The following is a 25,441-nucleotide window of genomic DNA, read 5'->3' on the forward strand; positions in this document are numbered from 1 at the left end:
CATCGCCAACGTCCGGCACCATTTGCTGGGCTATCCCTCTCCCTAGCCCTCCCCCACAAGGGGGGAGGGAACGCACCGGCGTTGGGGGCGCCAAGCAGATCCAATCAAACGTTAGGAAATCACCGCCCTTCGCGCACCCACGTCGCCGCAAACGCGCCGAGCAGCAGCAACAGGCCGATCAGGCCGGCGAAGATCGGCAGCACGCCGACGCCCTTCACGACGCTGGCGTCGCGCATCCGCACGCCCATCCAGCCGTCGCCGGCGAAGACGCTCGCCGAGCGCGACGGCACGATGCGCGGCAGCTCGACGCTGTTGCCGTCGACGACGCGCACGGCGTTGCCGCCGGTCGCCTGCGTCAGCGGCTTCAACGTCTCGGTGGTGGAGGTGACTTCCGAAAACTCCTTCGGATTGGTCGGGCCGACATTGATCAGCGCCTTCAGCGTGCCGTCGGTGGCCTGCCACAGGCCGAGCTCATTGGCCGGCAGGCTGGCACGCCACTCGCCGGGATCGCCGGCGCTCAGCGTCAGGTCGCGCGACACGCCCGACGGCGAGGTCACGCTGACCGGCGGGACGCTGTCCGCCATGGTCTGGCGCACCACAATGAGATCCTTGCCCTGCACCTGGAGGCGCAGCGCCTCTTCGTCGAGATCAGGCTGCTTCATCAGCCAGTGCGACATCCGCCTGAGCAGATCGAGATGCGGGCCGCCGCCTTCATAGCCGCGCGCCCACAGCCAGATGTGGTCGGAGAGCAGCAGCGCGACGCGGCCCTCGCCGAAGCGCGACAGGAACAGCAGCGGCTTGCCGTCGACGCCCGTCATGACAGGCGGGTTGACGGCGTTGCGGGTGTCGACGGTGCGGAAGAACCGGCTCCAATGCGGCGGCTCGCTGGCCGAGCCTTCCAGCCCGCGCGTGACGGGGTGGCGTTTGCCGATGTCTGAGAGATGCGCATAGAACGGCTTCTCGGTCACGCCGACGGGCTCGGCCGGCAGCACCGAATCCAGCGGCGTGCGCCAGATGCTGGTGTTGGAGGCATAGTCCGGACCGGCCGAGACCAGCACCGCGCCGCCGCTGCGCACATAGCGCGCAATGTTGTCGAAATAGGCGATCGGCAGCACGCCCTGGCGGGCGTAGCGGTCGAAGATGATCAGCTGGAATTCGTTGATCTTCTGCTGGAACAGCTCGCGGGTCGGAAACGCGATCAGCGACAATTCGTTGATCGGCGTGCCGTCCTGCTTCTCCGGCGGACGCAGAATGGTGAAGTGCACGAGGTCGACGCTGGCGTCGGACTTCAAGAGGTTGCGCCAGGTGCGCTCGCCGGAATGCGGCTCGCCCGAGACCAGCAGCACGCGCAGCTTGTCGCGCACGCCGTCGATCGCGACCACGGCGCGATTGTTGACCGGCGTCAGCTCGCGTTCCAGCGGCGAGGCCTCGATCTCGACGATGTTCGGGCCGGCATGCTTGATGTCGACCTCGACGCTGGCGGTCTGGCCGCTCGAGAGCGTGCGCTCGTTGATGGTCTCGCCGTCGCGGCGCACCGTGACCTTGGCGCGCTCGCCGGAGACGCCCTGGTCGTCGAGGCGGTAGGTGATGGTCTGGCTCTGGCCGACGATGCCGAAACGCGGCGCTGCCGTGATCGCGATGCGGCGGTCGCGCTCGTCCTTCTGCCCGGTGATCAGCGCGTGCACCGGTGCCTGGAAGCCGAGTGCGGCGGCACTGGCGGGAATGTCGTGGACGCGGCCGTCGGTGATCAGGAACGCACCGGCGACACGGTCGACCGGCACGTCCGACAGGGCCGAGGCGAGGGCGCCGAACAGCCGTGTGCCGTCGGTCTCGCCGTCGGCCTGTCCGGCGTCGACGACGCGGACCTCGAGTCCTTTGATTTTCTTCAGGCCGTCGACCAGCGCTTCCTGCGCCTGGGCTGCCTCGCGATTGCGGTTGCCGAAGTTCTGGCTCGGGCTCTTGTCGACGACGACGGCCGCGACCGAGGTGAGGGGATCGCGGTCCTCGCGGGTGAAGGACGGATTGGCGAGCGCCAGCAGGAACAGCGCCAGCGCCGCGACGCGCACGGCCGCGCCGCGCGCACGCGCCACCAGCAGCAGAAGTGCGATGACCACGATCGCCGCGAGCGCGATCCACAGCACGATCGCGGGAACAAGCGGCGTGAAGGCGATGCCGTAATTCATATCGATCCTATTGCCCCAACCGTTCGATCAGGGCCGGTGCGTGCACCTGGTCGGCCTTGTAGTTGCCGGTCAGCGTGTACATCACGATGTTGGCGCCGGCGCGGTAGGCGAATTCGCGCTGGCGGGGGTCGCCTCCGACCACGGGCAGCATGGCCTGGCCGTCGGGCCGCACCGCCCAGGCGCCGGCGAGATCGTTCGAGGTGATGATGATCGGCGAGACGCCGTCGCCGCCGCGCGCCGGCCGCTGCGCAGCCTCGTCATCCTCTTCGCGCGGCAGGGTTTCGACCCAGGTCTGGCCGGTGCTGAAGCGGCCGGGGAAGTCGCGCAGCAGGTAGAAGGTCTTGGTCAGCACGTGCTCGCGCGGCACCGGCTCGAGCTCGGGGACGTCGAGCGAGGACAGGATCTCGCGCAACGTCCGCATCGCCGGGGTCTGCGACCCGCCGTTGTCGCCGGGCGCGGCCTCGATGGCGTCGCGGGTGTCGAACAGCACGGTGCCGCCCTGCTTCATGTAGGCGTCGATCTTGTTGATGGCGTCCTGCGGCGGCTTGGGCGCGCCGGGCACGATCGGCCAGTAGATCAGCGGGAAGAAGGCGAGCTCGTCGCGCGCCGGATCGACGCCGACGGGATCGCCGGCCTCCAGCGCGGTGCGCTGCGCCAGGAACAGCGTCAGTCCGGACATGCCGGCCTTGACGATGGAATCGACGTCGGCATTGCCCGTGACGACATAGGCGAGGCGGGTCTGCGAGGTCGCCTTCATCGCGAAATCGTCCGCGGCGCTGTCGGCGCGCGACGGCGAGGGCGAGAGCGACGCGAGGCCTGCGAGCATGAGGCCAAGCACGATCGTTGCGGTCGCGGCGCGGCGGCGCAGCAGTGCGGCGAGGCCGCCGCCGAGCACCGCGACGATGATGGCATCGATCAGGAACAGCGCCAGCGCGCTCGACAGCAGCCAGCCGCGCAGGTCGCGCGGCTCGGCATTGGTGTAGGTGGCGTGCCGGGCGCGCAGGCTCGCGGTGTTCAGGGCGGCGATGCGGTCGGCGGCAGCAAGCGTGTTCACGGCAAGCGGTCCTTCTGCCGGACCATAGAAGCCGGGCGGATGATCGGGGGTGGCGCGGTCGCGGTAATCCGCAGGCAGCGGCTTCGCGGTCGCCGGCGGCGGGCCGAAGGCGCCAAAACCGTCGAGGATGTGCAGCGGCGCCACCGTCTCGGTGGTGGCCTCGGCGGCAACGCCAGCGCCTGGCTTGGCGGTGTAGCCGGACATGTCGACGACGCGCCTCAGCATTTCGACGAAGGTGCCCGACATCGGCAGATCCGACCAGCGCATGTCGGCGCTGACGTGGAACAGGCTGACGAGGCCCTTGCCGCGATGCTCGCCGGTGACGAGCGGCGTGCCGTCCTCCAGCGAGGCCCAGCTCTTGGTGGCGAGCACGGCGTCCGGCTCGGCCAGAACCTGCCGGCTCACGGTGACGTCCTTCGGCACGACGACGCCGGCGAACGGACCGTCGGCGGCGAAGGAGGCGAGATGCTGCGGCTTCTCCCAGGTCAGGCTGCCGCCGAGCGTGCGGCCGCCCTTGCGCAGCTTGACCGGCACGAGATCGTCCTCGGCCTGCGCGAGGCGGGGCCCTGCGAACCGCACCAGCACGCCGCCTCCGTCGATCCAGGCGTTGAGGCGTTCGCGCAGCTCCGGCGCGATGGTGCCGACATCGGCGAGGATGATCATCGGCAGCTTCTGGTCGAGGAACTGCGTGATGCCCTGCTGCGGCGAGCCCTTGTCGGCGAGCCGCACATCGGCGAACGGCGCCAGCGCGCGGGTGAGGTAGAAGGTCGGTGCCAGCAGCGGCTGCGCGGTCTCGCTGGTCGAGCCCGAGACGATGCCGATGGCGCGGCGGCGCCAGCGCTTGTCGAGCAGCTGCACCGCGCCGGCGGAGCGTTCGCCCGAGATTTCGAGCCGGGTGATGTCGTTGCGCAGCTCGACCGGCAGGTCGAACGCGGCGTCGGTCTCCTTGTCCTGCGAGCCGAACGAGAAGCGCGCTTCGCCGATCGGGGAAGCCTTCTGGTCCAGCGCGCGCACGGTGCCTGCGGCGATGCCGCTGTCGGTGCGCAGCACCTTCACTGTCATCTTGGCGGCGGCGTTCTCGGCCGCGACCAGCGCCAGCGGCGCGGAGGTGCCGCCTTCGAAAATGGTCAGGCTGCGGTCGCCGATGGTCTTGCCGAGGCCAGTTACGAATTCCTCGCCGCGGCCGGTGTCGACGCCATCCGACAGCCAGGCGATCTCGCAGTCGCCGGTTGCCTTGAGGAAACGGTCGATCGTGCTCAGCGTCTCGACGCGGTCGATCGAATAGGGCTTTGGCGCGAGCTGCCGCAGTGCGACGCGCGCCGCGCCCGCCGGCATCAGGGTGATGTCGCGGTTCGGCTCGGAGAGCGGCACCAGCGCGATGGCGCGGCGGTCGTTGTCGGCATTGGCGATCAGCTCGTCGGCGGCCCGGATCCGGATGTCCCAGTTCGAGGCCGCGCTCCAGCCGTCGTCGAACATGATCATCAGCGGCGCCTTGCTGCCGGCAAGCCCGGTCTGCGGATTCCAGATCGGGCCGGCGGCGGCGAAAATGACCAGCGCCGCAGCCAGGAGCCGCAGCGCGGTCAGCCACCACGGCGTCCGCGACGGCGTCTCTTCGCGCGGTGCGATGTCGAACAACAGGCGTGTCGGCGGAAACTCGATGCGGCGCGGCCGCGGCGGCATCACGCGCAGGAGCCACCACAGCACCGGCAGGCTGACGAGGCCGATCAGGAGCAGCGGTTCGGTGAAGGCGAGCGGCAGTCCCATCATGCGGCCGGCCCCGCCTTGATGGTGGTGGTTCGGACGCCCGACTTGCTCACCTGCATGCCGGCATGCAGATACAGCAACAGCTCGGCCGCAGAGCGGTCGGTCGCATGGGTCGTGAACAGCCAGTCGAGCTTGCTCGTCTCGGCGCGGATCTGGTCGCGGTGCAGGGCGAGGCGCGCGGTGTAATCCTGCGCCCAGCTCTCGGCGCGGCCGGCGGTGATCACGCCGAAGCCTTCGGGCTCGACGAACTCGATGCGGCCGGAATAGGGGAACGACTCCTCGGCGGGATCGACGACCTGCACCATGGTGCCGTGTGCGCCGGAGCCGGAGAGGCCCGCGAGCGTGGTCTTGATCTCGGAGATCGGCGACCAGAAATCCGACAGCACGATGATTTCGGCCAGCGCCGCGGGCACGAAGGAGGGCGGCAGGCTGAGCCGGTCGGCATCGTCATGCAGCATCGCCTGCGCCATCTTGTCGATGACGCTGCGGCTCGCGGTCGGTGCCATCAGGCCGGGAATGCCGACGCGCTCGCCGCCGGACACCAGTAGCTCTGCCAGCGCGAAGGCCACGATCAGCGTGCGCTCCAGCTTGGATTCGCGCGCGGCCTTCGAGGCGAACGCCATCGAGGGCGAGCGGTCGGGCCAGATCCAGACCGTGTGCGACGCCTCCCATTCGAGCTCGCGGACATAGAGATGGTCGTCGCGCGCCGAGCGGCGCCAGTCGACGTTCTGCGCCGGCTCGCCGGAGACGAAGCGGCGGTATTGCCAGAAATTCTCGCCGGAGCCGGCACGGCGGCGGCCATGCAGGCCGTGGATGACGTTGGCGGCGATGCGGCGGGCTTCTAGCACCAGGCGCGGCAGCGAAGCGGCGAGCGTGCGGCTTTCGCCATCGGCACGTCGGATCGCGATGATCTCCTTTGCTGTGTGCCCGGTCTCTGCGGCCATCAACCGATCCGTGTCTTGAGTTGCTTGATCACGTCCGGAATCGTGCGGCCTTCGGCGCGCGCCTGGAACGTCAAGGCCATGCGGTGCTTCAGCACGGGCTCGGCGAGGTCGAGCACGTCGTCGACCGAAGGCGCAAGGCGGCCGTCGATCAGCGCACGGGCGCGCACGGCGAGCATCAGGGATTGGCTGGCGCGCGGGCCGGGGCCCCAAGCGATGAACTTGCCGGCTTCGCCGCTCTCGGCGCCCGGACGGGCCGAGCGCACCAGCGACAGGATCGCCTCCACCACGGAATCGCCGACCGGCAGGCGGCGCACCAGCCGCTGCGCGGTGATCAGCGCATCCGCGCTCATCGAGCCCTTGGCGAGCGTCTCCTCGGCGCCGGTGGTTTCGAACAGGATGCGGCGCTCGGCGTCGCGATCGGGATAGTCGACGTCGATCTCCATCAGGAAGCGGTCGAGCTGCGCTTCCGGCAGCGGATAGGTACCTTCCTGCTCCAGCGGATTTTGCGTCGCCAGCACATGGAAGGGCTTTGGCAGATCGTGACGTGCGCCGGCCACCGTGATGTGCTGCTCCTGCATCGCCTGGAGCAGCGCCGACTGCGTGCGCGGTGAGGCGCGGTTGATCTCGTCGGCCATCAGCAGCTGCGCGAACACCGGGCCCGCAATGAAGCGGAAGGCGCGCCTGCCGGCGGTGCTCTCGTCCAGCACCTCGGCGCCGAGAATGTCCGACGGCATCAAATCGGGCGTGAACTGGATGCGCTTGGCATCGAGACCGAGCGTGACGCCGAGCGTCTCGACCAGCTTGGTCTTGGCAAGACCGGGCACGCCGATCAACAGCGCATGGCCACCGGAGAGGATCGTCACCAGCGTGTTCTCGACGACGCGATCCTGGCCGAAGATGACGGAGCCGATCGCCTCCTTCGCCGCGCGAATCTGGCTCGACACCTGCTCGGCCGAACGGACGATCCCGTCCTCGAGTTTCTCGACACTCTCCGCCATTCGCTCGCTCCTTCAGCCGGTCCTTCGGCTCGCTTGCGTCGTCACATCAGCACGTCGGCTGGATCATGGGCCCTATGCTAGACTTGCAGGAAGGCCATGTATTCGTTGAATTAACCTATCCCCACCTTATCGGCTTCGGGTTATGTACGGCATCACGAAGTGGCGACCTCCGCACCGGACTAATCCGGGGTGGAACCGAGCGCCGCACTACAACGTAGACCTGCACCAATCGTGCCAAACGAAATTCGTGCCAAATGACAAAGTCAGGGCAAACCATGGCGAACCAAGGGCAGAGCGCCGATCGCGGTCTTGAGGGGCTGACTGCCGCCGCCAAAAGTGCTGCCAGTGCCGAAGGCGCCAAAAAGGGCCTGCCTCCGGTGCATCTGTGGAATCCGCCGTTTTGCGGCGATCTCGATATCCGAATCGCTTCCGATGGTACTTGGTTCTACATGGGGACGCCAATCGGTCGTCACGCGCTGGTGCGCCTGTTCTCGACCATCCTCAAGCGCGAGGGCGACAAGCATTTCCTGGTCACGCCGGTTGAGAAGGTTGGCATCCGCGTCGACGACGCGCCGTTCATGGCGGTCGAAATGCTGAAGAGCGGCGAGGACAACCATCGCGTGCTGCGCTTCCGCACCAATGTCGACGACTGGGTGACGTGCGATGCCGCGCACCGGCTGCGCTTCGAGCAGGCCGCGGACGGCGGGCTGACGCCGTATTTGCATGTCCGCGCCGACCTCTGGGCCAAGGTGACCCGCGCGCTCTACTACGATCTGGTTGACATGGGCGAGGAGCGGATGGTCGATGGCCAGCCGATGTTCGGCGTCGAGTCGGCCGGCGAGTTCTTCGCCATGGCCGACGCGGAGCAGGTGAGGGCCGCGCTTTGAACAAGCCTATCCCCAGAGGTGAGCCCGTCGCGATCGGCGCGGCGGATTTCTTTGCCCGCTCGCGGGCAAGGCTCGGCTTCGACGTGCCGCCCGGCCTCTATGATCCCAATATCATTCCCGCCTCCGGCGATCCCGGCACCGACAAGATGCTGGAGATCGTCGCGCGTGAGCAGCCGGTGCGCCCCGCAGCGGTCCTGATCGCGGTGGTGGACCGTCCCGAGCCGACCATCCTGCTGACGCAGCGCTCGGCCCATCTCAACGACCATGCCGGGCAGATCGCCTTTCCCGGCGGCAAGATCGACGCGACCGATTCCTCGCCGCTCGATGCGGCGCTGCGCGAGGCCGAGGAGGAGGTCGGGCTGTCCAGGGACTTCGTCGAGCCGATCGGCTACCTCGATCTCTACGGCACCGCCTTCGGCTTCCGCATCCTGCCGACGGTCGCGAGGGTCCGGCCGGGCTTCGAGCTCACCATCAACCATTCCGAGGTTGATGACGCCTTTGAGGTGCCGCTATCCTTCCTGATGAACCCGGCGAACCACCAGGTGCACAGCAAGGAATTCCGCGGCATGGAGCGGTTCTACTACGCGATGCCGTTCGCGGAGCGCTACATCTGGGGTGCGACGGCCGGAATGCTGCGTGTGCTGTATGAGCGGATCTATTCATCATGATCCGGACGGTTCTGACCGAGATCGGAATCTTCCTCATCCCCTTTGCCGTCTATGCGCTGTTCCTGGCCGCCACCCGCTCCGGCCTGTTCGTGCAATCGTCCTGGCCGGTCACGGTCGTCGCGCGCCTCGTCCTGGCGGCACTGGTGCTGGTGATCGCAGGCCTGGTCGGGCTTGCGCATTTCTCCGGCGCGGCGCCGGATTCGACCTACACGCCCGCCCATATCGAGAACGGCAGGCTCGTGCCGGGCGTGGAACGATAGGGGCGGGCCGATGACCGCGGAGCCGTTACTTGCGCAAGCGCCCTGGCTGACCTCCGGTGGCACCGCACGCGTCCTGAAGTTGCTCAATGCCGATGGCGAGGAGGCGCGCGTGGTCGGCGGCGCCGTGCGCAACGCGCTGCTCGGCCTCGTGCCCGGTGACATCGACATCGCGACCACGGCGCTCCCGGACGAGGTGATCCGTCGCGCCAAGGCGGCCGGCATCAAGAGCGTGCCGACCGGCGTCGACCACGGCACCGTCACTCTCGTCATCGACGGGCATCCTTACGAGGTCACGACGCTGCGCGAGGACACCGAGACCTTCGGCCGCAAGGCCAGGGTCGCGTTCGGCCGCGACTGGGTGAAGGACGCCGAGCGGCGCGACTTCACCATGAACGGCCTGTCGGTCGATGCGAGAGGCGTCGTCTACGACCATGTCGGCGGCATCGCCGATGCCAAGGCGCGCCGCGTGCGCTTCATCGGCGATCCCGACCAGCGCATCGCCGAGGACTATTTGCGCATCCTGCGCTTCTTCCGCATCCATGCCGCCTTCGGCGCCGGCGAGCCCGACCGCGACGGCTATCTCGCCTGCATCCGCGGCCGCGCAGGGCTGGCCAGCCTGTCGGCCGAGCGAGTGCGCATGGAGATGCTGAAGCTGCTGGTGGCATCAGGCGCATCCGCCGCCGCGCTGGCGATGACCGATGGCGGCCTGTTGCAGGCGCTGACCGGCGGCGTTGCCTATACCGGCCCGCTGGCGGCGATGATTGCGCTCGAGCGCGAGCTCGGCCTCGCCGCAAGCACTACGCGGCGCCTCGCCGCGCTGACGGTCGCCGTGACGGAAGACGCCAAGCGCGTCGCGACGCGCCTGCGGCTCTCCAATGCCGAGGCCAAGGCGCTGGACTCGATGGGCCATCGCTGGTGGCGCTTCGCCGCCAAGGACGAGGCCCATGCGCGGCGGCTGCTCTACCGGCTCGGCGCGGAGCGCTATCACGATCGCGTGCTGTTGGCCTGGGCGCGGGACGGCGGCGATACCGGCTCGTCGCGCTGGCGTGCGCTCGCCGAGCTGCCGCAGCGCTGGACCGCGCCGAAATTTCCGCTGAAGGCAGCCGATTTCATCGCGCGTGGTCTCGCCGAAGGTCCCGCGCTTGGACATGTGTTGACGCTGGCCGAGGACGCTTGGCTTGCGGCGGATTTTCCACTAGAGGAAGCCGCACTCGCTTCCATCGCCGATCAAGCTGCGGCACGCATCACGCGCGATCAGAAAAATTGACCATCGTCTCAGGCTTCGCCGACATCTCGATCCTTCAGCTTTTGCTGGTCGCGATGATGGCGTTGTTTGCCTCGATCATCGGTGGTCTTGCCGGCTACGGCACCGGCGCGCTGATGCCCTTGGTGCTGGTGCCGCTGGTCGGCGCCGAGCCGGTGGTGCCGATCATCGCGATCTCCGCGATGCTGACCAATGCGAGCCGCGCCCTTGCCTATGTCCGCTATGCCGACCGCCGCCGCGCGCTGATCGTGCTCGCCTGCGCCGCGCTCACGACCGCGCTCGGCGCCTATGGCTATACGCGCCTGACCAATGCGGGCGCTGCGATCGTGATCGGCGCCATGCTGATGCTGAGCGTGCCGCTGCGCCGCATGCTACGGCGTCGCGAGGTCAGGATCGGCGATACCGGCCTTGCCGCGGGCTCGGTCGGCTACGGCGTGCTGGTCGGTGGCACCTCGGGCTCCAGCGTGATCCTGCTCTCGCTCCTGATGGCCGCCGGCCTCGAAGGCGCCGCCGTGATCGCGACCGACGCGATGATCTCGCTCGGCACCGGCCTCATCAAGATCGCCGTGTTCGGCCTCGCCGGTGCGGTGACCGCGCAGGTACTCGCCTTCGCGCTTTTGATCGGCGGCATCGCGATCCCCGGCGCGTTCCTGGCAAAGGCCTTCGTCGAGCGCATGCCGGTGCACATCCACGCCGCGATCCTCGATGTCGCGGTGATCACCGGCGGGCTGGTGATGATCTCGGCGGCGGGGAGGCAGCTCGTCGCGTAGAGGCGGATCGAAGCTCGTCAGGGGCGTGTGTGCACAGACGTCGGCTTCCGAGCGCAAGTCGAAGGTGGCCCAGCTTGGCCGTCATCGGCGGTTTATGACCCACAGCGGACGTCGGCACGCCAAAATCGCGTCACGCCGGCGATGACTGCTTTTGGGGCGTCTTCTTGAACAAGGTGCTTCGCTCCGGAAACGATCATCAACGGAGCCGAGAGCCGGCGCGACAGCTCCTCTCCGTCCGACAGCGGGCACCACTCGTCTTCTTCTCCCCAAATAAGCGTAACGGGACAGCGCATCTCTCTGTAACGCCACTCGATCTCCTGCGTATACTTGTCGTCCATTTGCGCAATCTGCCGCCAGAATGCCTTTTGACCCTCATCACCAAGCCACGGGCGCAAATACAACGACATGTCGGAAGTACGCAGGGCCTTGGCAACCGCGCCGTCGATGTAAGCGTGCAAGATAGCTTCATGGACATAGGCCGGCAGATTAGAGAAGACGTCCTCGTGTTGCTTGGCTGATTGAACAAGCGCTGATCCTTGAGGGCTGATTGCTACAGGGTCTATTAGAGTAAGCGATCTGTATTCAAGCCCGTCGAGCAGATGCCCCCGCAAAGCAGTGGATCCTCCGAAGTCGTGTGCGACGATATCCGGAGTACCGATGCCCCAATGTTCATAGAGGGCTGCGAAGAGACGGTTTTGAATGCCTCTCGACACGTCAGCGTTCGGCATATCGGATCGACCGTATCCCAGCATGTCGAAGTAGTATACGCGGCGTTCCTGTGCAAGCAGAGGAGCAATCCGCCGCCATTCGACCGACGAAAATGGAGTACCATGTAAGAGGACGGCGGGCGGACCATTTCCGATGCAATCCCAAGCAATCGAGTGTCCCCGAAAATCGAAACGATTTTGCAGCCGCCAATGTTCGTCAAGCTGATCGACAGTTTTCATGAGGCTTCGACCTGGAACGGATGTCACGCGGGCAAAACCGAGCTGAAGCGATAACGTTCCAAGGAGACAGGCAGGCCATAGTGTCCACTTCTGGCCCAAAAGTCACATCAGCGGATGCCCGGCTATGTCCGCAAGTGGATCTTGGGCGACCGTTTCATTCTAATTTCCTCGATCGGCGGGTTTGGCCGGCCCAAATCACCGCTCGCGCAGCGCCGGTGCAGCCAGCAGCATCGTCAGCCGATAATCCGGCCAGCCCGCGAGCGACAGCGACACCTGCTGATAGTGCAGCACTCCCATGGCCGGATGATCGAACGCACGTTCGCCGCCTTCGCGCGCCAGAACCCCCTGCGTCTCCCAGCAGCGCGCGAAATCGGAGCTTGCAATTCTCAGCTCGTCGACGAGCCGGCGGATATCCGGATCGTCGGAGTAGCCCGTCGCTGCTGCACGGAATTCTGCGACGACGCGATGTGCGCGTGAGGGCCAGTCGCGGATGAGCGTTCGTGCCTCGGGCCTGAGGAAGATGTAGCGCAGCAGGTTTTTCTCGCCGTCGGCATCGAGCCATCCTGCGAACAGGCGGGACGCTTTCGCATTCCAGCGCCGCGCGCCCCAGCTGCGATCGAGGATGTAGGCGGGACCATCGATCGCATCGACGCAGGCCAGCACCGCCTCGGGCGGATCGTCCCTGCTGTCCGGCCGCTCGGGATCGCGCTTGCCGGCAACTTCGAACAAATAGCTGCGCTCGGCGCGCGACAGGCGCAATCCGCGTGCGAGGCGCGCAAGTGTCGCGGCGGAGACCGACACATCGCGCCCCTGCTCGATCCAGGTGTACCAGGTGGCGCTCAATCCGCAGAGCTGCGCGACCTCCTCGCGCCGCAGGCCCGGCGTGCGTCGTCGCGGCCCGGCGGCGAGACCGAATTCTGCCGGAGACTGGCGCTCCCGGAGCGCCCGCAGGAACGCGCTGAGCGAGAGCGCCGGAGCGATCGGGTCTTGTCCTGTCATGGTGGTCTTTATACCAGGATAAGATGTATCCTTAAACCGGTACATATGACGTGCTAGCTCTTTGTCTCGACGTCTTCGCTGAGCAAAGGATGGCCGGGCATGGGCAAGCAATTCGCTGGGATCGAGCCGGAGCACAGGGCTTTCATCGAGCGGCAGAAAATCTTCTTCGTCGCCAGCGCCCCGCCGCAAGGACGCATCAACGTCTCGCCCAAGGGCCTGTCATCATTCCGCGTGCTCGGGGAGACCGACGTCGCCTATCTCGATTGCACCGGCAGCGGCAGCGAGACCCGCGCGCATCTGATGGCTTCGCATGACAAGCGGCTGACCATCATGTTTTGCGCCTTCGATGGTCCTCCGATGATCCTGCGACTCTATGGCCAGGGCCGATCGCTGATGCGCGGCACGCCGGAATATGCCGATCTCGTTCCGCAGTTCGAGGAAGTTGCGGGCGCCCGCCAGATCGTGCGTCTTGCGGTCGACCTCGTGCAGACCTCGTGCGGCATGGGCGTGCCGCTGTTCGACTACAAGCAGGAGCGCGGCAGCCTCGTCCGCTACTGGATGGCGCAGGGTGTCGACAATCTGCGAAAATACTGGCGTCTGAAGAACATGAAGAGCATCGACGGCCTGCCGACCGACTTTGTACCTGACAGCATGGTTCCGCCGAGCTGACAGGCAAGGTTGCATTCCGCGGGAGCGCGACCACGGTCGCGGCCAGCTCCTAGCCAGTGTTTTTGACCGCCTCAGCCAGAATGGCATAGAGCTGCTGCTTGCTGAATTCCTTCGGCTGCCGCCTGTCGGCTGTCTTCCGCGACACCTTCTGTGCGACCCGATTGGTGCAGGCTGCCGATGACATCAGCTTCGGGGGCGGCCTTATCTTGGGCCTTGCTGTAGGCGGCTTGCGGCCGCGCTTCAGGCCCTGACGGGTCAACATGCCGCAGACCGCGTTACGACTGCACCCGAGACGGCGCGCAATCTCCGCCGCGCTCTGTCCTGCGGACCAGAGCCTCTTGAGGAGCGCTATGTCTTTCGCGTCCCAGCCCATGGGAGACATTATAAAGCCGATCGGCGAGCACGCGCTAGTCTAGTCTTCGTCCGGCTCGCGCACGACCGCCGGTTCGTCAGCGTCATCTTCCTCTTCGTCGTCTTCGTCCTCATCGTCTTCGTCGGGATCTCTTGGCGGCATCGCCGTGCCCATAAGCACGAGCGGTGTCCAGCCGTTCGCTGGGGTGAAAAGTGCTTCGGAGGTGTGTTGCTTCATGTTGTTGCTGCTCCTCGAAAGGAAAGCGCAGTCGCACGTTCCTGGTTGACGACATGCAGATGCTCGGAGGCGCGGTCGCCGCAAGCGCGACGGGGGTCCGGGCGGCATCCGCCACGCAACGGTGACGTGGCTACCTTATGCCTGAAGGCCCGTCAGGCTCCATGTTCACCAAAACCTCACCGGCGAAGATCTCGGGAACTCCGAGATCGAGGTCAGGTAGACTTGCTTGAACGAACGCCAATATCTTGGCGTTCGCTGCGTTGGCGCTTTCGCGGTCCTCAAATATCATCACGGCGATACCAACGCCGTCGCCGGCATCCAGCACATGGTAAGATCTGAACCCGGGCGATTGCCTCAGGATCTCGCCGACGCCGCTCTTGGCGCGGCGGGCAGCGTCCGCTACCGAACGAACCTTGGTGTACTTGCGAATGACCATGTACATGAGGTCACCACACGCCCCCACGCATCAAAACATATCGGTCCCGATCAGACTAGGGCCTACTTCCGAGATGGCTTACACTGCCCTGTTCGGCGGACCGCAGCGCCTTGTTCCGATGAGCCATCCTCGCCCCGCAAAGCGGGGCGAGGATGCCGAGGCTCAGGAGCCCTCGAATTTGAACGATACGTTGAGCTTGGCGCGATAGGCCTCAACTTTTCCCTTCTCATCCAGTTGCATATCGAGCTTGATGACCTCTGCGACGCGAAGGTCTCGGAGCGATTTTGCAGCTTGCTCGACCGCATTGGCGGCCGCCTTCTCCCACGAGTCGCTGCTGGTACCGACCAGTTCTATGACTTTGTAGACGCTATCGGGCATGTCGTCCTCCTGTCCGGTGTGACCCGGGAAATCTAGCATCAGGCTCACGAGGCCGATACCGCACCCGTAGCCGCGGCCGGACCAGCGCCATCTCACGGCGGGTAGACTGAAAAACGTCCGATTGGCTGTCACTTTTCAATCCGACCCGGATCGCAGGACGATCCAGTTCAATCGCCGACAAAATGTCGTGCCTCTAGAAATGTCGTGCCTCTACGAGAGTGCCTGGCCAAGTTGCAAGCAAGCGGTCGGCGCAATACCGTCGATGTCGATGGTCCGACGCCTGTTCTGACAGCCAATCTTGCCAGGAGCCAACGATATGAATGTGGTCTCAGTGCCCAGCGGGATCAATCGCCCGCCCGGGAAGATCGATATCCCATCGGCCTGGCTTGGCGCCGACATGAAGGCCCATCCTGATCGATGGCTGATATCGCTTGGGGCCAGCGAGATCGCGGAGCTTGAGAGCGCGGCGGAATCCTATCTTGGCCGGACCACGAAAATCGCCGACATCACCAAGGAAAGCTTTCCGCTTCCCCGCCTCGGTGCGCACCTGGAAGAGCTCAAGACAACGCTGCTGGCTGGCCTGGGTTTCGAAGTCATCCGCGGCTTGCCTGTGGCAAGATACAGCCAGGAGTTTGCCGCGACGATCTTTTGCGGGGTGGGCGCGCATCTCGGATCGGCGCGGTCCCAGAATGCAGCGGGTCATATTCTCGGTCACGTCCGTGACATCGGCGCCGATGCGAGGGATCCGAATACCCGCATCTATCAAACGTCGGAACGACAAACATTCCACACGGATTCGTCCGACGTGGTTGGCCTGTTATGCATTCGCGAGGCGATGGAGGGAGGAGATTCTCTCCTTGTCAGTACGTCGACCATCTACAACGAGATGTTCGACAGGCGTCCCGACCTTGCCGCCCTCTTGTTCGATCTCATCGCGACGGACCGGCGCGGCGAGGTGCCTGAGAACGAAAAGCCATATCTCGAAATCCCGGTGCTGAACTGGCATGCGGGGTTCCTGACCGGCTTCTATCAGCGCCAGTACATCGATAGTGCGCAGCGCTTTCCCGGTGCGCCAAGACTGACGCCAGCTCACGTCGAGGCTCTCGATCTGTTCGACGCGCTCGCAAATGACCCCACGCTGCATTTTGGCATGCGGCTTCAGCCGGGTGACATGCAGTTTGTCTACAATCATGCCTTGTTGCACGATCGGACCGGATTCCGCGATTGGCCCGATGCAAGCCAGAGGCGTCATCTGTTGCGCCTTTGGCTCAGCATGGAAGGAGACCGCCCACTGCCCGATTGCTTCAAGCAGCGCTATGGTTCGATCGAGATCGGCAACCGTGGCGGCATTATCACCAAAGGCACCAGCCTGAACGTTCCGTTGGATTGACGATCGAGGCGTCCGGCGATGTCCGCTATTGTGCTGCTGTTGGCACAGAGCGGACATCAGGCGCGGCGGAGCATGGGGCTCCAATCCAGGCAGGATGCGATCTCATCCGTGCCGACTAATCGTCGTCCTCTTCCTCGTCCGGGTCTTCTTCCACCTGCACGAGTGCGGCTTTGGCCGCGCGCTTGCAGGATCAGGCTTGCCATATTTCTGCGTCAGGCCCGTGGTGTAGCTTAGCCTTCCGGCAACCGCCGACCCAGAAAGGATCGAGACATGACGCTCGCGATTTCCACAAGGCTGGCACCTTCATTGATTAGCCTTGCGGCTGCGGCGTCTCTCGCGCTGGGCGGATCGACGCCGGTTCTTGCCCAGGATGCGGTTGTCGCAACGCTTCCCCAGGACATTCATTTCGAGGGCCCCGCCGGAGCGGTGGGGATCGCTGTCCTGTATGGCGACCCGAAAAAGGCGGGCATGCTTTCGGAGCGGGTGAGAATCCCGGCTGGCTTCAAGATCATGCCGCATTGGCACGGTGAGACGCGAACCGCCGTCGTTCTGTCCGGCACCTTCTATTACGCGAACGGCGATGAGTGGGATGAAAGCAAATTCAAGGCATACCCACCCGGCTCGTTCTTGATTGAACCGGCGAAAATCTCCCATTACGCGATGGCAAAGGACGGCGAGGTCGTTCTTCAGGCGACGAGTATCGGTCCGAGCAGCACCGTCAGGATTGAACAAGCGAAGAAGTAGGTGAGTGGTGGCGCACGCCTCGGCCTGAATGTTCGCTGCCGGCCATATCTAGCCCAAATCCAGGAACGCTCAACTATGCTCACCGTCTATGGCGAAGGTCGTGGCTTCCGTGTTGTTTGGCTGCTCGAGGAATTGGGATTGGCTTATCGGCTGCGCCCGGTCGATCTGCTGGCAGCCGAGGTTGATCGCGATTTCCTCGCGATCAACCCCGCCGGCTTCATTCCCGCACTGCAGGACGGCGAGACGATCATGGTCGAATCGATCGCAATTCTCGAGTACCTGCTCGCCCGATACGGCTCAGCTTCGCTCGCCGTCGCCCCGGACGATCCCGCCTTCGCGTCCTATCTGCAATTTCTCCACTTGGGCGAGGCCGGGCTCGCCGGGCCGATGAACACCGTCCTTGTCGGTCGCCAACTGGCGCCCGAAGCCGAGCGAAATGCCCGGGTGACCCGCTGGGCATTCGAGACCTTCGAGAGCCGGCTGGGATTGGTTATCCGCCGCCTCGCGGATTGCCCCTATCTCGCCGGCGACCGATTCACTGCTGCCGATATCTCGGTGAGCTACGCCCTCCTGCTCGGCCTGCGCACCGGTAACTACGTCCCCGGTTCGACCGAGCAGGACTATCTCGCCCGCACGACGGCACGGCCTGCCTACGCCCGAGCGATGGAAAGCTGCCAGGCCACCAAGGCCTGGGCGGCGAGATCACCGGGATTGTAGCGCTCGCTTCAATCCGGGTGTGGCTCCGCGCTGACGAGAAGGCCTGGATCAATATTGATGCGAGTCCTCAAGCGCGAGCGAACGAATCGTGTGCTAAAGCGCGATGAGATTGGGATGAATCGTCATCGCGCTTTAGGTTGTCGTTTGAGCATGATCTGTTCGGAAAACCGCTTCGCACTTTTCCGGATCATGCTTTAGGGCAGAGCAATGGAATTTCTGTCAGGATGGTTTTCTGAATATCTGATCGGCGAGTCCGACGATTGGATGCCGCGAACGTGGCTGGGCTGGATCAGAGTTGGGCTCCTTGCCGGCCTGATCGGCCAGCTCATCTACCTGATCCACGCTTGCATCGCGTTGTCGGTCCCGATGATGCTCTGGTTTGGCCTTCCAGCAAATGTCCTGGCTCTGGTTGTCGTCCGTCGCGTTCTGCGGTGGCGCTACCCCGTCTAGCCAGGACCGTAGATCGAACCTCGTACTGATAATTTCGGCTCGCAAGCCCAAACCGTCGTCGGCGGCTTGTGACCCTACCCGGACACCAAGTCGGTATCTCCAAATATACCTCATTCAACCGATGCCGACGTCTTCCAAGCGCCGGTTCTGGCCAGCTACACTATCGCACTCTGATCGCGAGGCGAGGGATGCGGCGACGGCAATTTCTCGGGTTGATCAGCGGCGCGGCGGCGTGGTCGCGCTCGGCCCGCGCGCAGCAGGCAAACATCTCCCGGCTGGGCTCCCTCAAATTGACCGAACCTAATGGGAAGCCGGTTCATATCAACGTAGCGCAGATAACCTACATCAGATCTGACACTCAAGTTTCCGGTGCTAACGCCGAACTCGGTTTGGCCAGCGGGAAAATTCAGGGCGTGCAGGAGAACGTCGACGAAGTCATGCGGTTAGTCACAGTCGGACAACGTGGCGAAATGTCTTGGATCAAATTGACTGAACCTAGCGGTCTGCTGATCTACGTCAACGTATCACAAGTAACCACCGTTAGGTTTGACAGTCAAATTCCCGGCACAAATGCTGAACTCGGTTTTGCGAGTGGGAAAGTTCATGGCGTGCAAGAGTCTGTCGATGATGTCATGCAGTTGATCGCAGCCATTGCAAGGCAACCAGGAAAGCCGCCATGATCAACCGGCAGATCAAGCCCCATGTTCGCGCCAGCAATGAAGTCTTTCTTGCGCAATCGCGGCACTAGCCTCACGATGGTTGTGCTGATCTTGTTTGCCACCTCTCTTGCGCAGGGCGCCATCTCCTACACGATGACGCTGGGCGCTTTGCGGGGCCTTCTGCCGAGTGATGTGTCGTTGTTCGGAAAGGGCCTGATTGTCTTGCGATTTGGCCTCGTTACAGCGCTGAGCATATTGTGGCTCTTCAAACTCAAACGTGCGCTTTTCCAGTTAATCATTCTTGTCAACGCATGGTTCACGTTGGGACTGCTGGGCCAGACGAGCGGCCTTATTGCCACCCTGTTCGGTTCCGGCTCGCCGGCGGTCCGCACGCTTCTGCTCGACGTCGGGCTAATGGCGGTGTCGAACATTTTGATTTTTTCAATCTGGTATTGGATTATTGATCCCCCGGGAGTCGAGGAGGTCACACGGGCCGGTGAGCCATGGGATTTTCTGTTTCCGCAGCGGGGGAGCAGCTTGCCACATTATGAATCGTGGTCCCCACTCTATGCTGATTATCTGTTCGTCGCGTTCACGACCAGCTTCGCGTTCAGTCCAACCGACGTGCTGCCACTGACGCGCCGCGCCAAGTTGCTGATGCTCCTGCAGGCGGCGATCTCAGTTGTCTCGTTGACCGCGATAGCCGGCAGCGCGATCAATATTCTTGCCGGTGGCAAGTGACATGCTTGGCGAAGGCGAGGATGAAATCACAGAGTCCGCCCAGGATTTCACGCCAAGCCGCTCACGGATCATCCCAGATCTGGACCTCTCCATTTCATCCGGCTCGTGCTATCGCACAGAGGCTGCCGCTTTCCACCGGCTATTAGGCCCCCGTCGTCACGGTTGACCAAGGCAAAACCGCTTCGCACTTTTCCGGATCATGCTTTGGCGCAATCGCTTTGATCGCTTGAGCTCGGCGACCTGAAACGTGCTGCCGCCATGGGCTCGCTTGTAGGTATCGCTCGCCTCTGTCCGGCGTAGGACGCTTTCTTACAACTGCAACCGGGCATGTCGGGACTGAAATGCTTCAGTAGCACCGTCGAGCCAGGCTCGTCGCTTCATATCAACGGAAGCGGGCGCGTGCATGCGCGCGCACCGTGGTCTCGACGTGCACGGGAGGTGAGGCATGGAACGATCCAACGCAGAGTGCCAATGGCCTGAAAAAACGTCGGGCGACCGGTTCAGGATTCAGATTGCCTTCCGTGAGCTCAGCGTCTTTTTTGCTCTTTTGGGTCTTTCCCTGCCTTCCAGTGCATTGGCGCAGACCGCGACTAGCGCGACGCCGGACCGCATCAAGGCGGAAACTTCGAGAGTCGACGGCGACTTTATCAAAGCCAATACGAAAACATCCTGGGATTGGCCGACCGTCGGCCTCGACTATGCGGAAACGCGTTCAGCAAGCTCAATCAGATCAACACCGACAACGTCAGGGAGCTCGGGCTCGTCTGGAGTTACAACCTCGAATCTTCGCGCGGGATCGAGGCAACTCCTCTCGTCGTCGACGGCATCATGTATCAGCCGGCCCCCTGGAACGTGGTCCATGCCATCGATGCACGGACCGGGACAAAGATCTGGTCGTTCGATCCGGGCGTCGACCGGTCCAAGGGCTATCGGGGTTGCTGCGACACTGTCAGCCGCGGGCTCGCGCTTTACAAGGGCAAGGTCTTCGTTGCCGCCTATGACGGACGCTTGATCGCGCTCGATGCCGCGACCGGGGCCAAGCTCTGGGAAAAGGACACGCTGATCGATCACAAGCATTCCTACACGGTCACCGGCGCGCCTCGCGTCTTCAACGGCAAGGTCGTGATCGGCCAGAGTGGTGCCGAATACGGTGCGCGCGGATATGTCACGGCGTACGACAGCGAGACGGGCAATCAACTCTGGCGCTGGTTCACCGTGCCCGGGGATCCATCGAAGCCGTTCGAGGACGCTTCGATGGAAGCCGCGGCGAAGACCTGGGATCCCTCAGGCAAATATTGGGTCAACGGAGGCGGTGGCACGCCGTGGGACACGATCACATTCGATCCCGATCTGAACATGGTTTACGTCGGCACGGGAAACGGCGGTCCCTGGAATCGCAAGCTTCGCAGTCCGTCGGGTGGCGACAATCTTTATCTCGCCTCCATCGTCGCGCTCAACGCCGACACGGGGCAGTATATCTGGCACTACCAGGAAACGCCCGGCGACAATTGGGACTATACATCGACCCAGCCGATGATCCTGGCCGACATCAAGATCGACGGCGTGCCGCGCAAGGTGATCCTGCACGCGCCGAAGAACGGCTTCTTCTTCGTCATCGATCGCACCAATGGCAAGTTCATCTCGGCGAAGAACTTCGTCGATGTGAATTGGGCGACCGGATACGATTCCAACGGGCGGCCTATTGAGCTGCCGGCTGCGCGCGACGCAGATCGATACGAGTCCATTCCGGGACCGGACGGAGCTCACAACTGGCAGCCGATGTCGTTCAATCCGCTGACCGGCCTCGTCTACCTTCCGGCGCAGCACATCCCGGTCAATCTGACGCCGGAAAAGTCATTCGTGCAGAATGCCGCCGCGCCGGGCAAGCTCGGCGGCATATTGGGCGGCAATATCGGCTTCGTTTTCAACCCGCCGAACTCAACCCCATTCGGACGTCTGCTCGCCTGGGATCCCGTGAATCAGAAGGAAGTCTGGCGCGTCGAGCACGTGTCGCCGTGGAATGGCGGCACGCTGACCACCGCTGGCAATCTGGTTTTCCAGGGCACGGCGGATGGCCGCTTCGTCGCTTATGACGCAGCAAACGGCTCCAAGCTGTGGGAAATCCCGACCGGGACCGGTGCGGTGGCGGCCGCTGCAACCTACATGGTCGACGACAAACAATACATCTCGATTGCGGTCGGCTGGGGCGGCTCCTACGGCCTTACGCATCGCGTGACCGAGTACCAGAACCCGGGAACGATCTACACATACGCGCTCGGCGGCACGGCGAAGCTGCCGGCGTTCGTCAAATATCAGACCGAAGGTCTGCTCCAGGGCGTGACGTACGATCCGAACGATATCAAGAAAGGTGGAGAGATCTATGTCGAGGCGGCCTGCGTCGCCTGCCACGGCGTGCCCGGTGTCGGCCGCGGCGGCAACATCATCAATCTCGGTTATGTCGGCGCTGATGAGATCACCAATCTGAGGAACATCCTCTTCCACGGGCCATTCCGCGATCAGGGCATGCCGGATTTCAGCGGCAAGCTGACGGAAGGGGACGTCGTCAAGCTCCAGGCCTTCATCCAGGGAACGGTCGACGCCATCAGGCCGAAGATCAGGTGATGAGCCAACAGGTGCGGCAGGCAGACATGCGAATGTCCGCCTGCGGCCATCAACGCAAATGTCCGCTTTGCGCCGACAAGCGGTCGTCCTCCCCTTACAGCTGTAACCATCCCGGCCTGAAGAGACATCCTTCAGTAGCGCGTGGTGCTTCATTCTTGGTGTGGCCAGTGCGGCCAAGCATCCGTCCGGACGCCTGCGCCCAGGATGGATCGCAAGTCAATTCACCAGCGTGACGGAAGGGCTTTCGAATGTCGTATGATTTTCTGCTGGCGTCGTGGGGAACGCTCGGAAATTTGAGCCCGATGCTGACTGCGGCGCGGCGGTTGCGCCAGAATGGACACCGCATCCGGGTGATGGCGGATCCGGCGATGCGCTCTGAAGTCGAGGCCTCCGGCTTTGCATTCGTCACATGGCGCCGCGCTCCGACCGGAACGGCTGCGGATCCGGTCGATGTCTCGGACATAAACGACTTTTTCCGCCGGGCCATCTTCGATCCGGCCGTGCTCTATGCGGCCGATCTTCGCGATGAGATCGGCCGCGTACCGACGGATGCCGTTCTCGTGCTTGACGTGCTGTTTGGCGGCGCGCTGGGGGCGGAGGCATCCGGCCTGCCGTTCGCTCTGCTGTCGCCTCATGTCAGCCTTCGGCCCCTGCCGGGAGTGCCGCCGGCCACCAGCGGATTGACCCAACCGAAGACGCCGGAACAGCGCGCCGAGGTCGACGCGGCCAATGTCAGGCAGGCCGAAACGATCAATGCCTTTCTGCTCGATCTCAATCGCGCACGCGCCGATCTCGGTCTATTTCCGCTGAGAGATGTCTTCGACCTGTTCGATCGCGCCAGCCGGCTGTTGCTTGCGACCAGCCGGGCGTTCGACTTCCAGGCCGACACGCTGCCCGACAATCTCCGCTATGTCGGACCGCTGCTCGATGTCCCGAACTGGTCCAAGTCTCTGGAGACGGAGGCGTGGCGAGCGCCATGGTCGGCCCGGTCGGGTCGTCCTCGCGCGCTGATCGCATGCAGCACCGGCGCGCAAGGTCAGCGCGACATGTTTCAGCGCATTCTCGACGCGATGGAAGCGGTCGAGGTCGATGCCCTAGCAACGGCCGGTCCCAATCTGGACGTCGCCGATCTCAGGGCTCCGAAGAACGTGCATCTGGTCCGGGGCGCTCCTCACGACCTGGTGATGAAGGATGTGTCCGTGGTGATATCGCAAGGCGGCCACGGAACGACCACGCGCTCACTCATCAACGGACTGCCGCAGCTCATTCTGCCGATGGGGCGGGACCAGGCCGCTAACGCCGCGCGCATCGAGGCGAAGGGGGCAGGGCTTCAATTGCCGCCAACCGCCTCCGAAGTTGACATTGCCGCGGCGGTGAACCGATTGATTGCAGAGCCGCGATTCAGGATGGCAGCCGGTCTCCTCGGCGAGGCCATGAAGGCCGATATCGATCGGTCCAGCCTGGTCGAGGAGATGGAGGCGATCGCCGCCACTGGCCGTGCGGCGAGACGGCAACCGAACAGGCTGCCGCTTCGCAAATCTGCCTGACGGTTCGGTGCCGACGGATTTTGTACCCGACACCATTGCTCCGCCAAGCTGACAGACAAGATTGCGATCCGTGTCGGAAAGCCATGAATTTGTGGGCAACAGCAGCCTAGCGGGTCTGCGATCCGGCCCCGGCCCGATTGGCGTTTGCATCCGGATCGCGGATTGAGCCTCGTGCTCGTTGACGTCGGCTTCTGAGCGCAAGCCGGGAGTCGCCTCGTATGGCCGTCATCGGCGGTTCATGACCCAAATGTATGGTCCGGCCGTGGGGTGCAAGAAGATTTCGACGATCCGGTAGATGCGGTCTTGCATCAATGTATCCGGCCTCTGTTTGGAGCGCAGTGCTCCGGGCCATCATGGATATCAGCGCGCATGTGATCTGGTTAGCGGACAGGCCTCGACCGGGCCATTTGGGTCACCAGGGTTCACATGTGCCGGGAAGACCGATTCTCCATCGTCGTCTCATCCTCTCGCAGACCTCGGCGGGTAAGGGTTGTTACGTCATCGATAGCTCCTCACTTCGCGCTGTTCCTTCGTTCGTGCCTGGCGGCCGTTCCTTCGTCCCGGCCTGCGCGCGCAGACGCGCCGCGCGCAAGGGGCCGTCAAAGCCGGCCGTCGTGCTGTCCTGACGTCTTGCTCTCCTGCTGCCAGGCTGCGCCTTGACGGCCCCGCGCACGGCGCGAGGATCAAGCAGGTCGGGACACCGTCTCCTCCATCTTGACGCACGCGAAGGCGCGTCCCTTGTTGAGGACCGCCCAGGCGATCCGGGCGAGCTTGTTGGCGAGCGCAATCGCCAGCACGTTGTGGTGCAATCGCTTCTTGGCGGCTTCGATCCAAGAGTTGAGGCCATAGCGCTCCCAGCACTTGACCTTTACCAGAACAACCCACGCGGCTTGCACGAACAGCGCGCGCAGGTAGCGATTACCGCGCCTTGATATACTGCCGAGGATCGTGCGGTCGCCGGTCGATATCTGCTTCGGAACAAGTCCAAGCCAGGCGCCGAAGTCGCGGCCTTTCGAGAACACGTCTCCGGTGCCGATCGCAGCCACCATTGCGCTCGAGATGATTGGGCCAATGCCAGGCACCGTCATCAGTCGCTGGCAGGCCCTATCTTGACGGGCTAGTGTTTCGATCTCGCCAGATAGACCCTCGATACGCTCATCCAGCCGGCGCCAGTCTTCCGCCAGACCCTCGATGATGGGCAACATGCGAGGCGAGAGCACATCAGTGCGTGTTGCCAAGATACCTGGCAACTCGAACCGCAGGGAATGCGGGCCTTGCCGCACGGCGATGCCCCGTTCCAGCAGGAACGCACGGATCTGATTGATCGCGCCGGTACGCTGACCGACCAATCGATCGCGGACGCGGTGCAGTGCCTGAAGGTCGAGCTGATCGGCGGTCTTGGTCGCGACGAACTTCATGGTCGGGCGTTGGACAGCCTCGGCGATGGCTTCCGCATCTCGGAAGTCATTCTTCTGTCCCTTCGAATACGGGCGCACGTATTTCGCTGGCATCAGGCGGGCGTCGTGGCCAAGTACTTGGAGTTTGCGGCTGAGATGATGGGCGCCTACGCAGGCCTCCATACCGATCAAGCACGGCGGCAGGTTGGCGAGCCGCGTTTCCACCTGGCCGCGCGACCACTTCTGCCGCAGCACGATGGCACCGCGGTGATCCTGACCCACGATGTGGAACGAGTTTTTGCCGATGTCGATGCCGATCACGGCGATCGCCGCGTTGAGTTTCTGAGACATGGCGTGCTCCTTG

Annotated in this window: 24 protein-coding genes and 1 pseudogene; 14 read left to right on the forward strand and 11 right to left on the reverse strand. The window is 64.0% G+C overall.

Translation table 11 applies throughout. The annotated features are described in order from the left end of the window. Nucleotides 1–119: 119 nt before the first annotated feature. From WN72_RS12000 to WN72_RS12015, 4 genes are read right to left on the reverse strand one after another with little or no spacing between them, the layout of a single operon-like run. Nucleotides 120–2,183 carry a hypothetical protein gene (locus tag WN72_RS12000; protein ID WP_092218115.1) on the reverse strand — a complete coding sequence of 688 codons (2,064 nt, stop codon included), beginning with the start codon at nucleotides 2,181–2,183 and terminating at the stop codon, nucleotides 120–122. Nucleotides 2,184–2,190: 7 nt separating this feature from the next. Next, nucleotides 2,191–5,004 (reverse strand): DUF4159 domain-containing protein, encoded by a 2,814-nt coding sequence (locus WN72_RS12005; protein WP_092218114.1) that lies wholly within the window; start codon nucleotides 5,002–5,004, stop codon nucleotides 2,191–2,193. Then, the gene (locus tag WN72_RS12010) at nucleotides 5,001–5,945 is read right to left on the reverse strand and encodes a DUF58 domain-containing protein (protein WP_092218113.1); all 945 of its coding nucleotides are present in this window, start codon (nucleotides 5,943–5,945) and stop codon (nucleotides 5,001–5,003) included. Before WN72_RS12010 ends, WN72_RS12005 begins: the two co-directional genes overlap by 4 nt. Continuing rightward, the gene (locus WN72_RS12015; RefSeq protein WP_027564341.1) at nucleotides 5,945–6,943 is read right to left on the reverse strand and encodes an AAA family ATPase; all 999 of its coding nucleotides are present in this window, start codon (nucleotides 6,941–6,943) and stop codon (nucleotides 5,945–5,947) included. The genes WN72_RS12010 and WN72_RS12015 overlap by 1 nt, the downstream gene beginning before the upstream one ends. 275 nt (nucleotides 6,944–7,218) lie before the next feature. On the opposite strand from WN72_RS12015, the gene WN72_RS12020 reads away from it, so the two are divergent. Genes WN72_RS12020 through WN72_RS12040 form a run of 5 tightly spaced genes read left to right on the forward strand, consistent with a single transcriptional unit; the run spans nucleotide 7,219 to nucleotide 10,792 of the window. Continuing rightward, nucleotides 7,219–7,830 (forward strand): DUF1285 domain-containing protein, encoded by a 612-nt coding sequence (locus WN72_RS12020; protein WP_092218112.1) that lies wholly within the window; start codon nucleotides 7,219–7,221, stop codon nucleotides 7,828–7,830. Next, complete coding sequence (locus WN72_RS12025) at nucleotides 7,827–8,498, forward strand: CoA pyrophosphatase (RefSeq protein WP_092218111.1); 672 nt, start codon at nucleotides 7,827–7,829, stop codon at nucleotides 8,496–8,498. The genes WN72_RS12020 and WN72_RS12025 overlap by 4 nt, the downstream gene beginning before the upstream one ends. Continuing rightward, on the forward strand, nucleotides 8,495–8,758 hold the full coding sequence (locus WN72_RS12030; RefSeq protein WP_027564344.1) for a DUF6111 family protein: 264 nt from the start codon (nucleotides 8,495–8,497) through the stop codon (nucleotides 8,756–8,758). Before WN72_RS12025 ends, WN72_RS12030 begins: the two co-directional genes overlap by 4 nt. A 10-nt stretch (nucleotides 8,759–8,768) precedes the next feature. Continuing rightward, a complete protein-coding gene (locus tag WN72_RS12035; protein WP_092218110.1) occupies nucleotides 8,769–10,025 on the forward strand; it encodes a CCA tRNA nucleotidyltransferase in 1,257 nt (418 codons plus the stop codon). Next, nucleotides 10,022–10,792, forward strand: coding sequence for a sulfite exporter TauE/SafE family protein (locus tag WN72_RS12040; protein ID WP_092218109.1), 771 nt, complete (start codon nucleotides 10,022–10,024; stop codon nucleotides 10,790–10,792). The genes WN72_RS12035 and WN72_RS12040 overlap by 4 nt, the downstream gene beginning before the upstream one ends. Before the next feature lie 92 nt (nucleotides 10,793–10,884). Here WN72_RS12040 and WN72_RS12045 read toward each other — a convergent pair whose 3' ends face one another. Together WN72_RS12045 and WN72_RS12050 are read right to left on the reverse strand one after the other, a co-directional pair. Beyond that, nucleotides 10,885–11,739 (reverse strand): alpha/beta fold hydrolase, encoded by an 855-nt coding sequence (locus tag WN72_RS12045; protein WP_092218108.1) that lies wholly within the window; start codon nucleotides 11,737–11,739, stop codon nucleotides 10,885–10,887. 195 nt (nucleotides 11,740–11,934) lie between these two features. After that, nucleotides 11,935–12,738, reverse strand: a complete 804-nt coding sequence (locus WN72_RS12050; protein WP_167381031.1) for a helix-turn-helix transcriptional regulator — start codon at nucleotides 12,736–12,738, stop codon at nucleotides 11,935–11,937. A 99-nt stretch (nucleotides 12,739–12,837) separates the two neighbouring features. On the opposite strand from WN72_RS12050, the gene WN72_RS12055 reads away from it, so the two are divergent. Next, nucleotides 12,838–13,407, forward strand: coding sequence for a pyridoxamine 5'-phosphate oxidase family protein (locus tag WN72_RS12055; RefSeq protein ID WP_027564349.1), 570 nt, complete (start codon nucleotides 12,838–12,840; stop codon nucleotides 13,405–13,407). Between the two features lie 49 nt (nucleotides 13,408–13,456). Here the strand turns inward: WN72_RS12055 and WN72_RS12060 are convergent, their stop codons facing one another. From WN72_RS12060 to WN72_RS12075, 4 genes are all read right to left on the reverse strand, one after another. After that, nucleotides 13,457–13,789 carry a GcrA family cell cycle regulator gene (locus tag WN72_RS12060; protein ID WP_347341968.1) on the reverse strand — a complete coding sequence of 111 codons (333 nt, stop codon included), beginning with the start codon at nucleotides 13,787–13,789 and terminating at the stop codon, nucleotides 13,457–13,459. A 30-nt stretch (nucleotides 13,790–13,819) separates the two neighbouring features. After that, the gene (locus tag WN72_RS12065) at nucleotides 13,820–13,996 is read right to left on the reverse strand and encodes a hypothetical protein (RefSeq protein ID WP_167336525.1); all 177 of its coding nucleotides are present in this window, start codon (nucleotides 13,994–13,996) and stop codon (nucleotides 13,820–13,822) included. Nucleotides 13,997–14,126: 130 nt separating this feature from the next. Continuing rightward, nucleotides 14,127–14,438: a hypothetical protein gene (locus tag WN72_RS12070; RefSeq protein ID WP_027564351.1), complete on the reverse strand. Its 312-nt coding sequence runs from the start codon at nucleotides 14,436–14,438 to the stop codon at nucleotides 14,127–14,129. Between the two features lie 156 nt (nucleotides 14,439–14,594). Beyond that, nucleotides 14,595–14,810 (reverse strand): dodecin family protein, encoded by a 216-nt coding sequence (locus WN72_RS12075; RefSeq protein ID WP_027564352.1) that lies wholly within the window; start codon nucleotides 14,808–14,810, stop codon nucleotides 14,595–14,597. Nucleotides 14,811–15,126: 316 nt separating this feature from the next. On the opposite strand from WN72_RS12075, the gene WN72_RS12080 reads away from it, so the two are divergent. From WN72_RS12080 to WN72_RS12115, 8 genes and pseudogenes are all read left to right on the forward strand, one after another. Then, nucleotides 15,127–16,200, forward strand: a complete 1,074-nt coding sequence (locus WN72_RS12080) for a TauD/TfdA family dioxygenase (RefSeq protein WP_092218106.1) — start codon at nucleotides 15,127–15,129, stop codon at nucleotides 16,198–16,200. 270 nt (nucleotides 16,201–16,470) lie between these two features. Next, a complete protein-coding gene (locus tag WN72_RS12085) occupies nucleotides 16,471–16,944 on the forward strand; it encodes a cupin domain-containing protein (RefSeq protein ID WP_092218105.1) in 474 nt (157 codons plus the stop codon). Nucleotides 16,945–17,019: 75 nt separating this feature from the next. Continuing rightward, nucleotides 17,020–17,661, forward strand: coding sequence for a glutathione S-transferase family protein (locus tag WN72_RS12090; protein WP_092218104.1), 642 nt, complete (start codon nucleotides 17,020–17,022; stop codon nucleotides 17,659–17,661). Between the two features lie 207 nt (nucleotides 17,662–17,868). Further along, entirely contained in the window at nucleotides 17,869–18,111 is a 243-nt protein-coding gene (locus WN72_RS12095) for a hypothetical protein (RefSeq protein ID WP_027564356.1), read from the forward strand. Nucleotides 18,112–18,299: 188 nt separating this feature from the next. Next, the gene (locus tag WN72_RS12100; RefSeq protein WP_027564357.1) at nucleotides 18,300–18,791 is read left to right on the forward strand and encodes a hypothetical protein; all 492 of its coding nucleotides are present in this window, start codon (nucleotides 18,300–18,302) and stop codon (nucleotides 18,789–18,791) included. A 21-nt stretch (nucleotides 18,792–18,812) separates the two neighbouring features. Further along, complete coding sequence (locus WN72_RS12105; RefSeq protein WP_051378033.1) at nucleotides 18,813–19,511, forward strand: hypothetical protein; 699 nt, start codon at nucleotides 18,813–18,815, stop codon at nucleotides 19,509–19,511. A gap of 547 nt (nucleotides 19,512–20,058) precedes the next feature. Continuing rightward, a pseudogene (locus WN72_RS12110) lies at nucleotides 20,059–22,133 on the forward strand (PQQ-dependent dehydrogenase, methanol/ethanol family). Nucleotides 22,134–22,381: 248 nt separating this feature from the next. After that, the gene (locus tag WN72_RS12115; RefSeq protein WP_092218103.1) at nucleotides 22,382–23,680 is read left to right on the forward strand and encodes a glycosyltransferase; all 1,299 of its coding nucleotides are present in this window, start codon (nucleotides 22,382–22,384) and stop codon (nucleotides 23,678–23,680) included. 683 nt (nucleotides 23,681–24,363) lie between these two features. On the opposite strand, the gene WN72_RS12120 is transcribed toward WN72_RS12115, so the two are convergent. After that, a complete protein-coding gene (locus WN72_RS12120) occupies nucleotides 24,364–25,428 on the reverse strand; it encodes an IS110 family RNA-guided transposase (protein ID WP_194482925.1) in 1,065 nt (354 codons plus the stop codon). Between the last annotated feature and the right edge of the window lie 13 nt (nucleotides 25,429–25,441).

The organism is Bradyrhizobium arachidis, assembly GCF_015291705.1.
Lineage (GTDB): Bacteria > Pseudomonadota > Alphaproteobacteria > Rhizobiales > Xanthobacteraceae > Bradyrhizobium > Bradyrhizobium arachidis.

Excerpts from the sequence above, each read along its gene's own strand:
- WN72_RS12000 (WP_092218115.1), bottom strand. The coding sequence starts at position 2,183 with ATGAATTACGGCATCGCCTTCACGCCGCTTGTTCCCGCGATCGTGCTG.
- WN72_RS12005 (WP_092218114.1), bottom strand. The coding sequence starts at position 5,004 with ATGATGGGACTGCCGCTCGCCTTCACCGAACCGCTGCTCCTGATCGGC.
- WN72_RS12010 (WP_092218113.1), bottom strand. The coding sequence starts at position 5,945 with ATGGCCGCAGAGACCGGGCACACAGCAAAGGAGATCATCGCGATCCGA.
- WN72_RS12015 (WP_027564341.1), bottom strand. The coding sequence starts at position 6,943 with ATGGCGGAGAGTGTCGAGAAACTCGAGGACGGGATCGTCCGTTCGGCC.
- WN72_RS12020 (WP_092218112.1), top strand. The coding sequence starts at position 7,219 with ATGGCGAACCAAGGGCAGAGCGCCGATCGCGGTCTTGAGGGGCTGACT.
- WN72_RS12030 (WP_027564344.1), top strand. The coding sequence starts at position 8,495 with ATGATCCGGACGGTTCTGACCGAGATCGGAATCTTCCTCATCCCCTTT.
- WN72_RS12035 (WP_092218110.1), top strand. The coding sequence starts at position 8,769 with ATGACCGCGGAGCCGTTACTTGCGCAAGCGCCCTGGCTGACCTCCGGT.
- WN72_RS12045 (WP_092218108.1), bottom strand. The coding sequence starts at position 11,739 with ATGAAAACTGTCGATCAGCTTGACGAACATTGGCGGCTGCAAAATCGT.
- WN72_RS12050 (WP_167381031.1), bottom strand. The coding sequence starts at position 12,738 with ATGACAGGACAAGACCCGATCGCTCCGGCGCTCTCGCTCAGCGCGTTC.
- WN72_RS12055 (WP_027564349.1), top strand. The coding sequence starts at position 12,838 with ATGGGCAAGCAATTCGCTGGGATCGAGCCGGAGCACAGGGCTTTCATC.
- WN72_RS12060 (WP_347341968.1), bottom strand. The coding sequence starts at position 13,789 with ATGTCTCCCATGGGCTGGGACGCGAAAGACATAGCGCTCCTCAAGAGG.
- WN72_RS12065 (WP_167336525.1), bottom strand. The coding sequence starts at position 13,996 with ATGAAGCAACACACCTCCGAAGCACTTTTCACCCCAGCGAACGGCTGG.
- WN72_RS12070 (WP_027564351.1), bottom strand. The coding sequence starts at position 14,438 with ATGTACATGGTCATTCGCAAGTACACCAAGGTTCGTTCGGTAGCGGAC.
- WN72_RS12075 (WP_027564352.1), bottom strand. The coding sequence starts at position 14,810 with ATGCCCGATAGCGTCTACAAAGTCATAGAACTGGTCGGTACCAGCAGC.
- WN72_RS12080 (WP_092218106.1), top strand. The coding sequence starts at position 15,127 with ATGAATGTGGTCTCAGTGCCCAGCGGGATCAATCGCCCGCCCGGGAAG.
- WN72_RS12085 (WP_092218105.1), top strand. The coding sequence starts at position 16,471 with ATGACGCTCGCGATTTCCACAAGGCTGGCACCTTCATTGATTAGCCTT.
- WN72_RS12090 (WP_092218104.1), top strand. The coding sequence starts at position 17,020 with ATGCTCACCGTCTATGGCGAAGGTCGTGGCTTCCGTGTTGTTTGGCTG.
- WN72_RS12095 (WP_027564356.1), top strand. The coding sequence starts at position 17,869 with ATGGAATTTCTGTCAGGATGGTTTTCTGAATATCTGATCGGCGAGTCC.
- WN72_RS12100 (WP_027564357.1), top strand. The coding sequence starts at position 18,300 with ATGCGGCGACGGCAATTTCTCGGGTTGATCAGCGGCGCGGCGGCGTGG.
- WN72_RS12105 (WP_051378033.1), top strand. The coding sequence starts at position 18,813 with ATGTTCGCGCCAGCAATGAAGTCTTTCTTGCGCAATCGCGGCACTAGC.
- WN72_RS12115 (WP_092218103.1), top strand. The coding sequence starts at position 22,382 with ATGTCGTATGATTTTCTGCTGGCGTCGTGGGGAACGCTCGGAAATTTG.
- WN72_RS12120 (WP_194482925.1), bottom strand. The coding sequence starts at position 25,428 with ATGTCTCAGAAACTCAACGCGGCGATCGCCGTGATCGGCATCGACATC.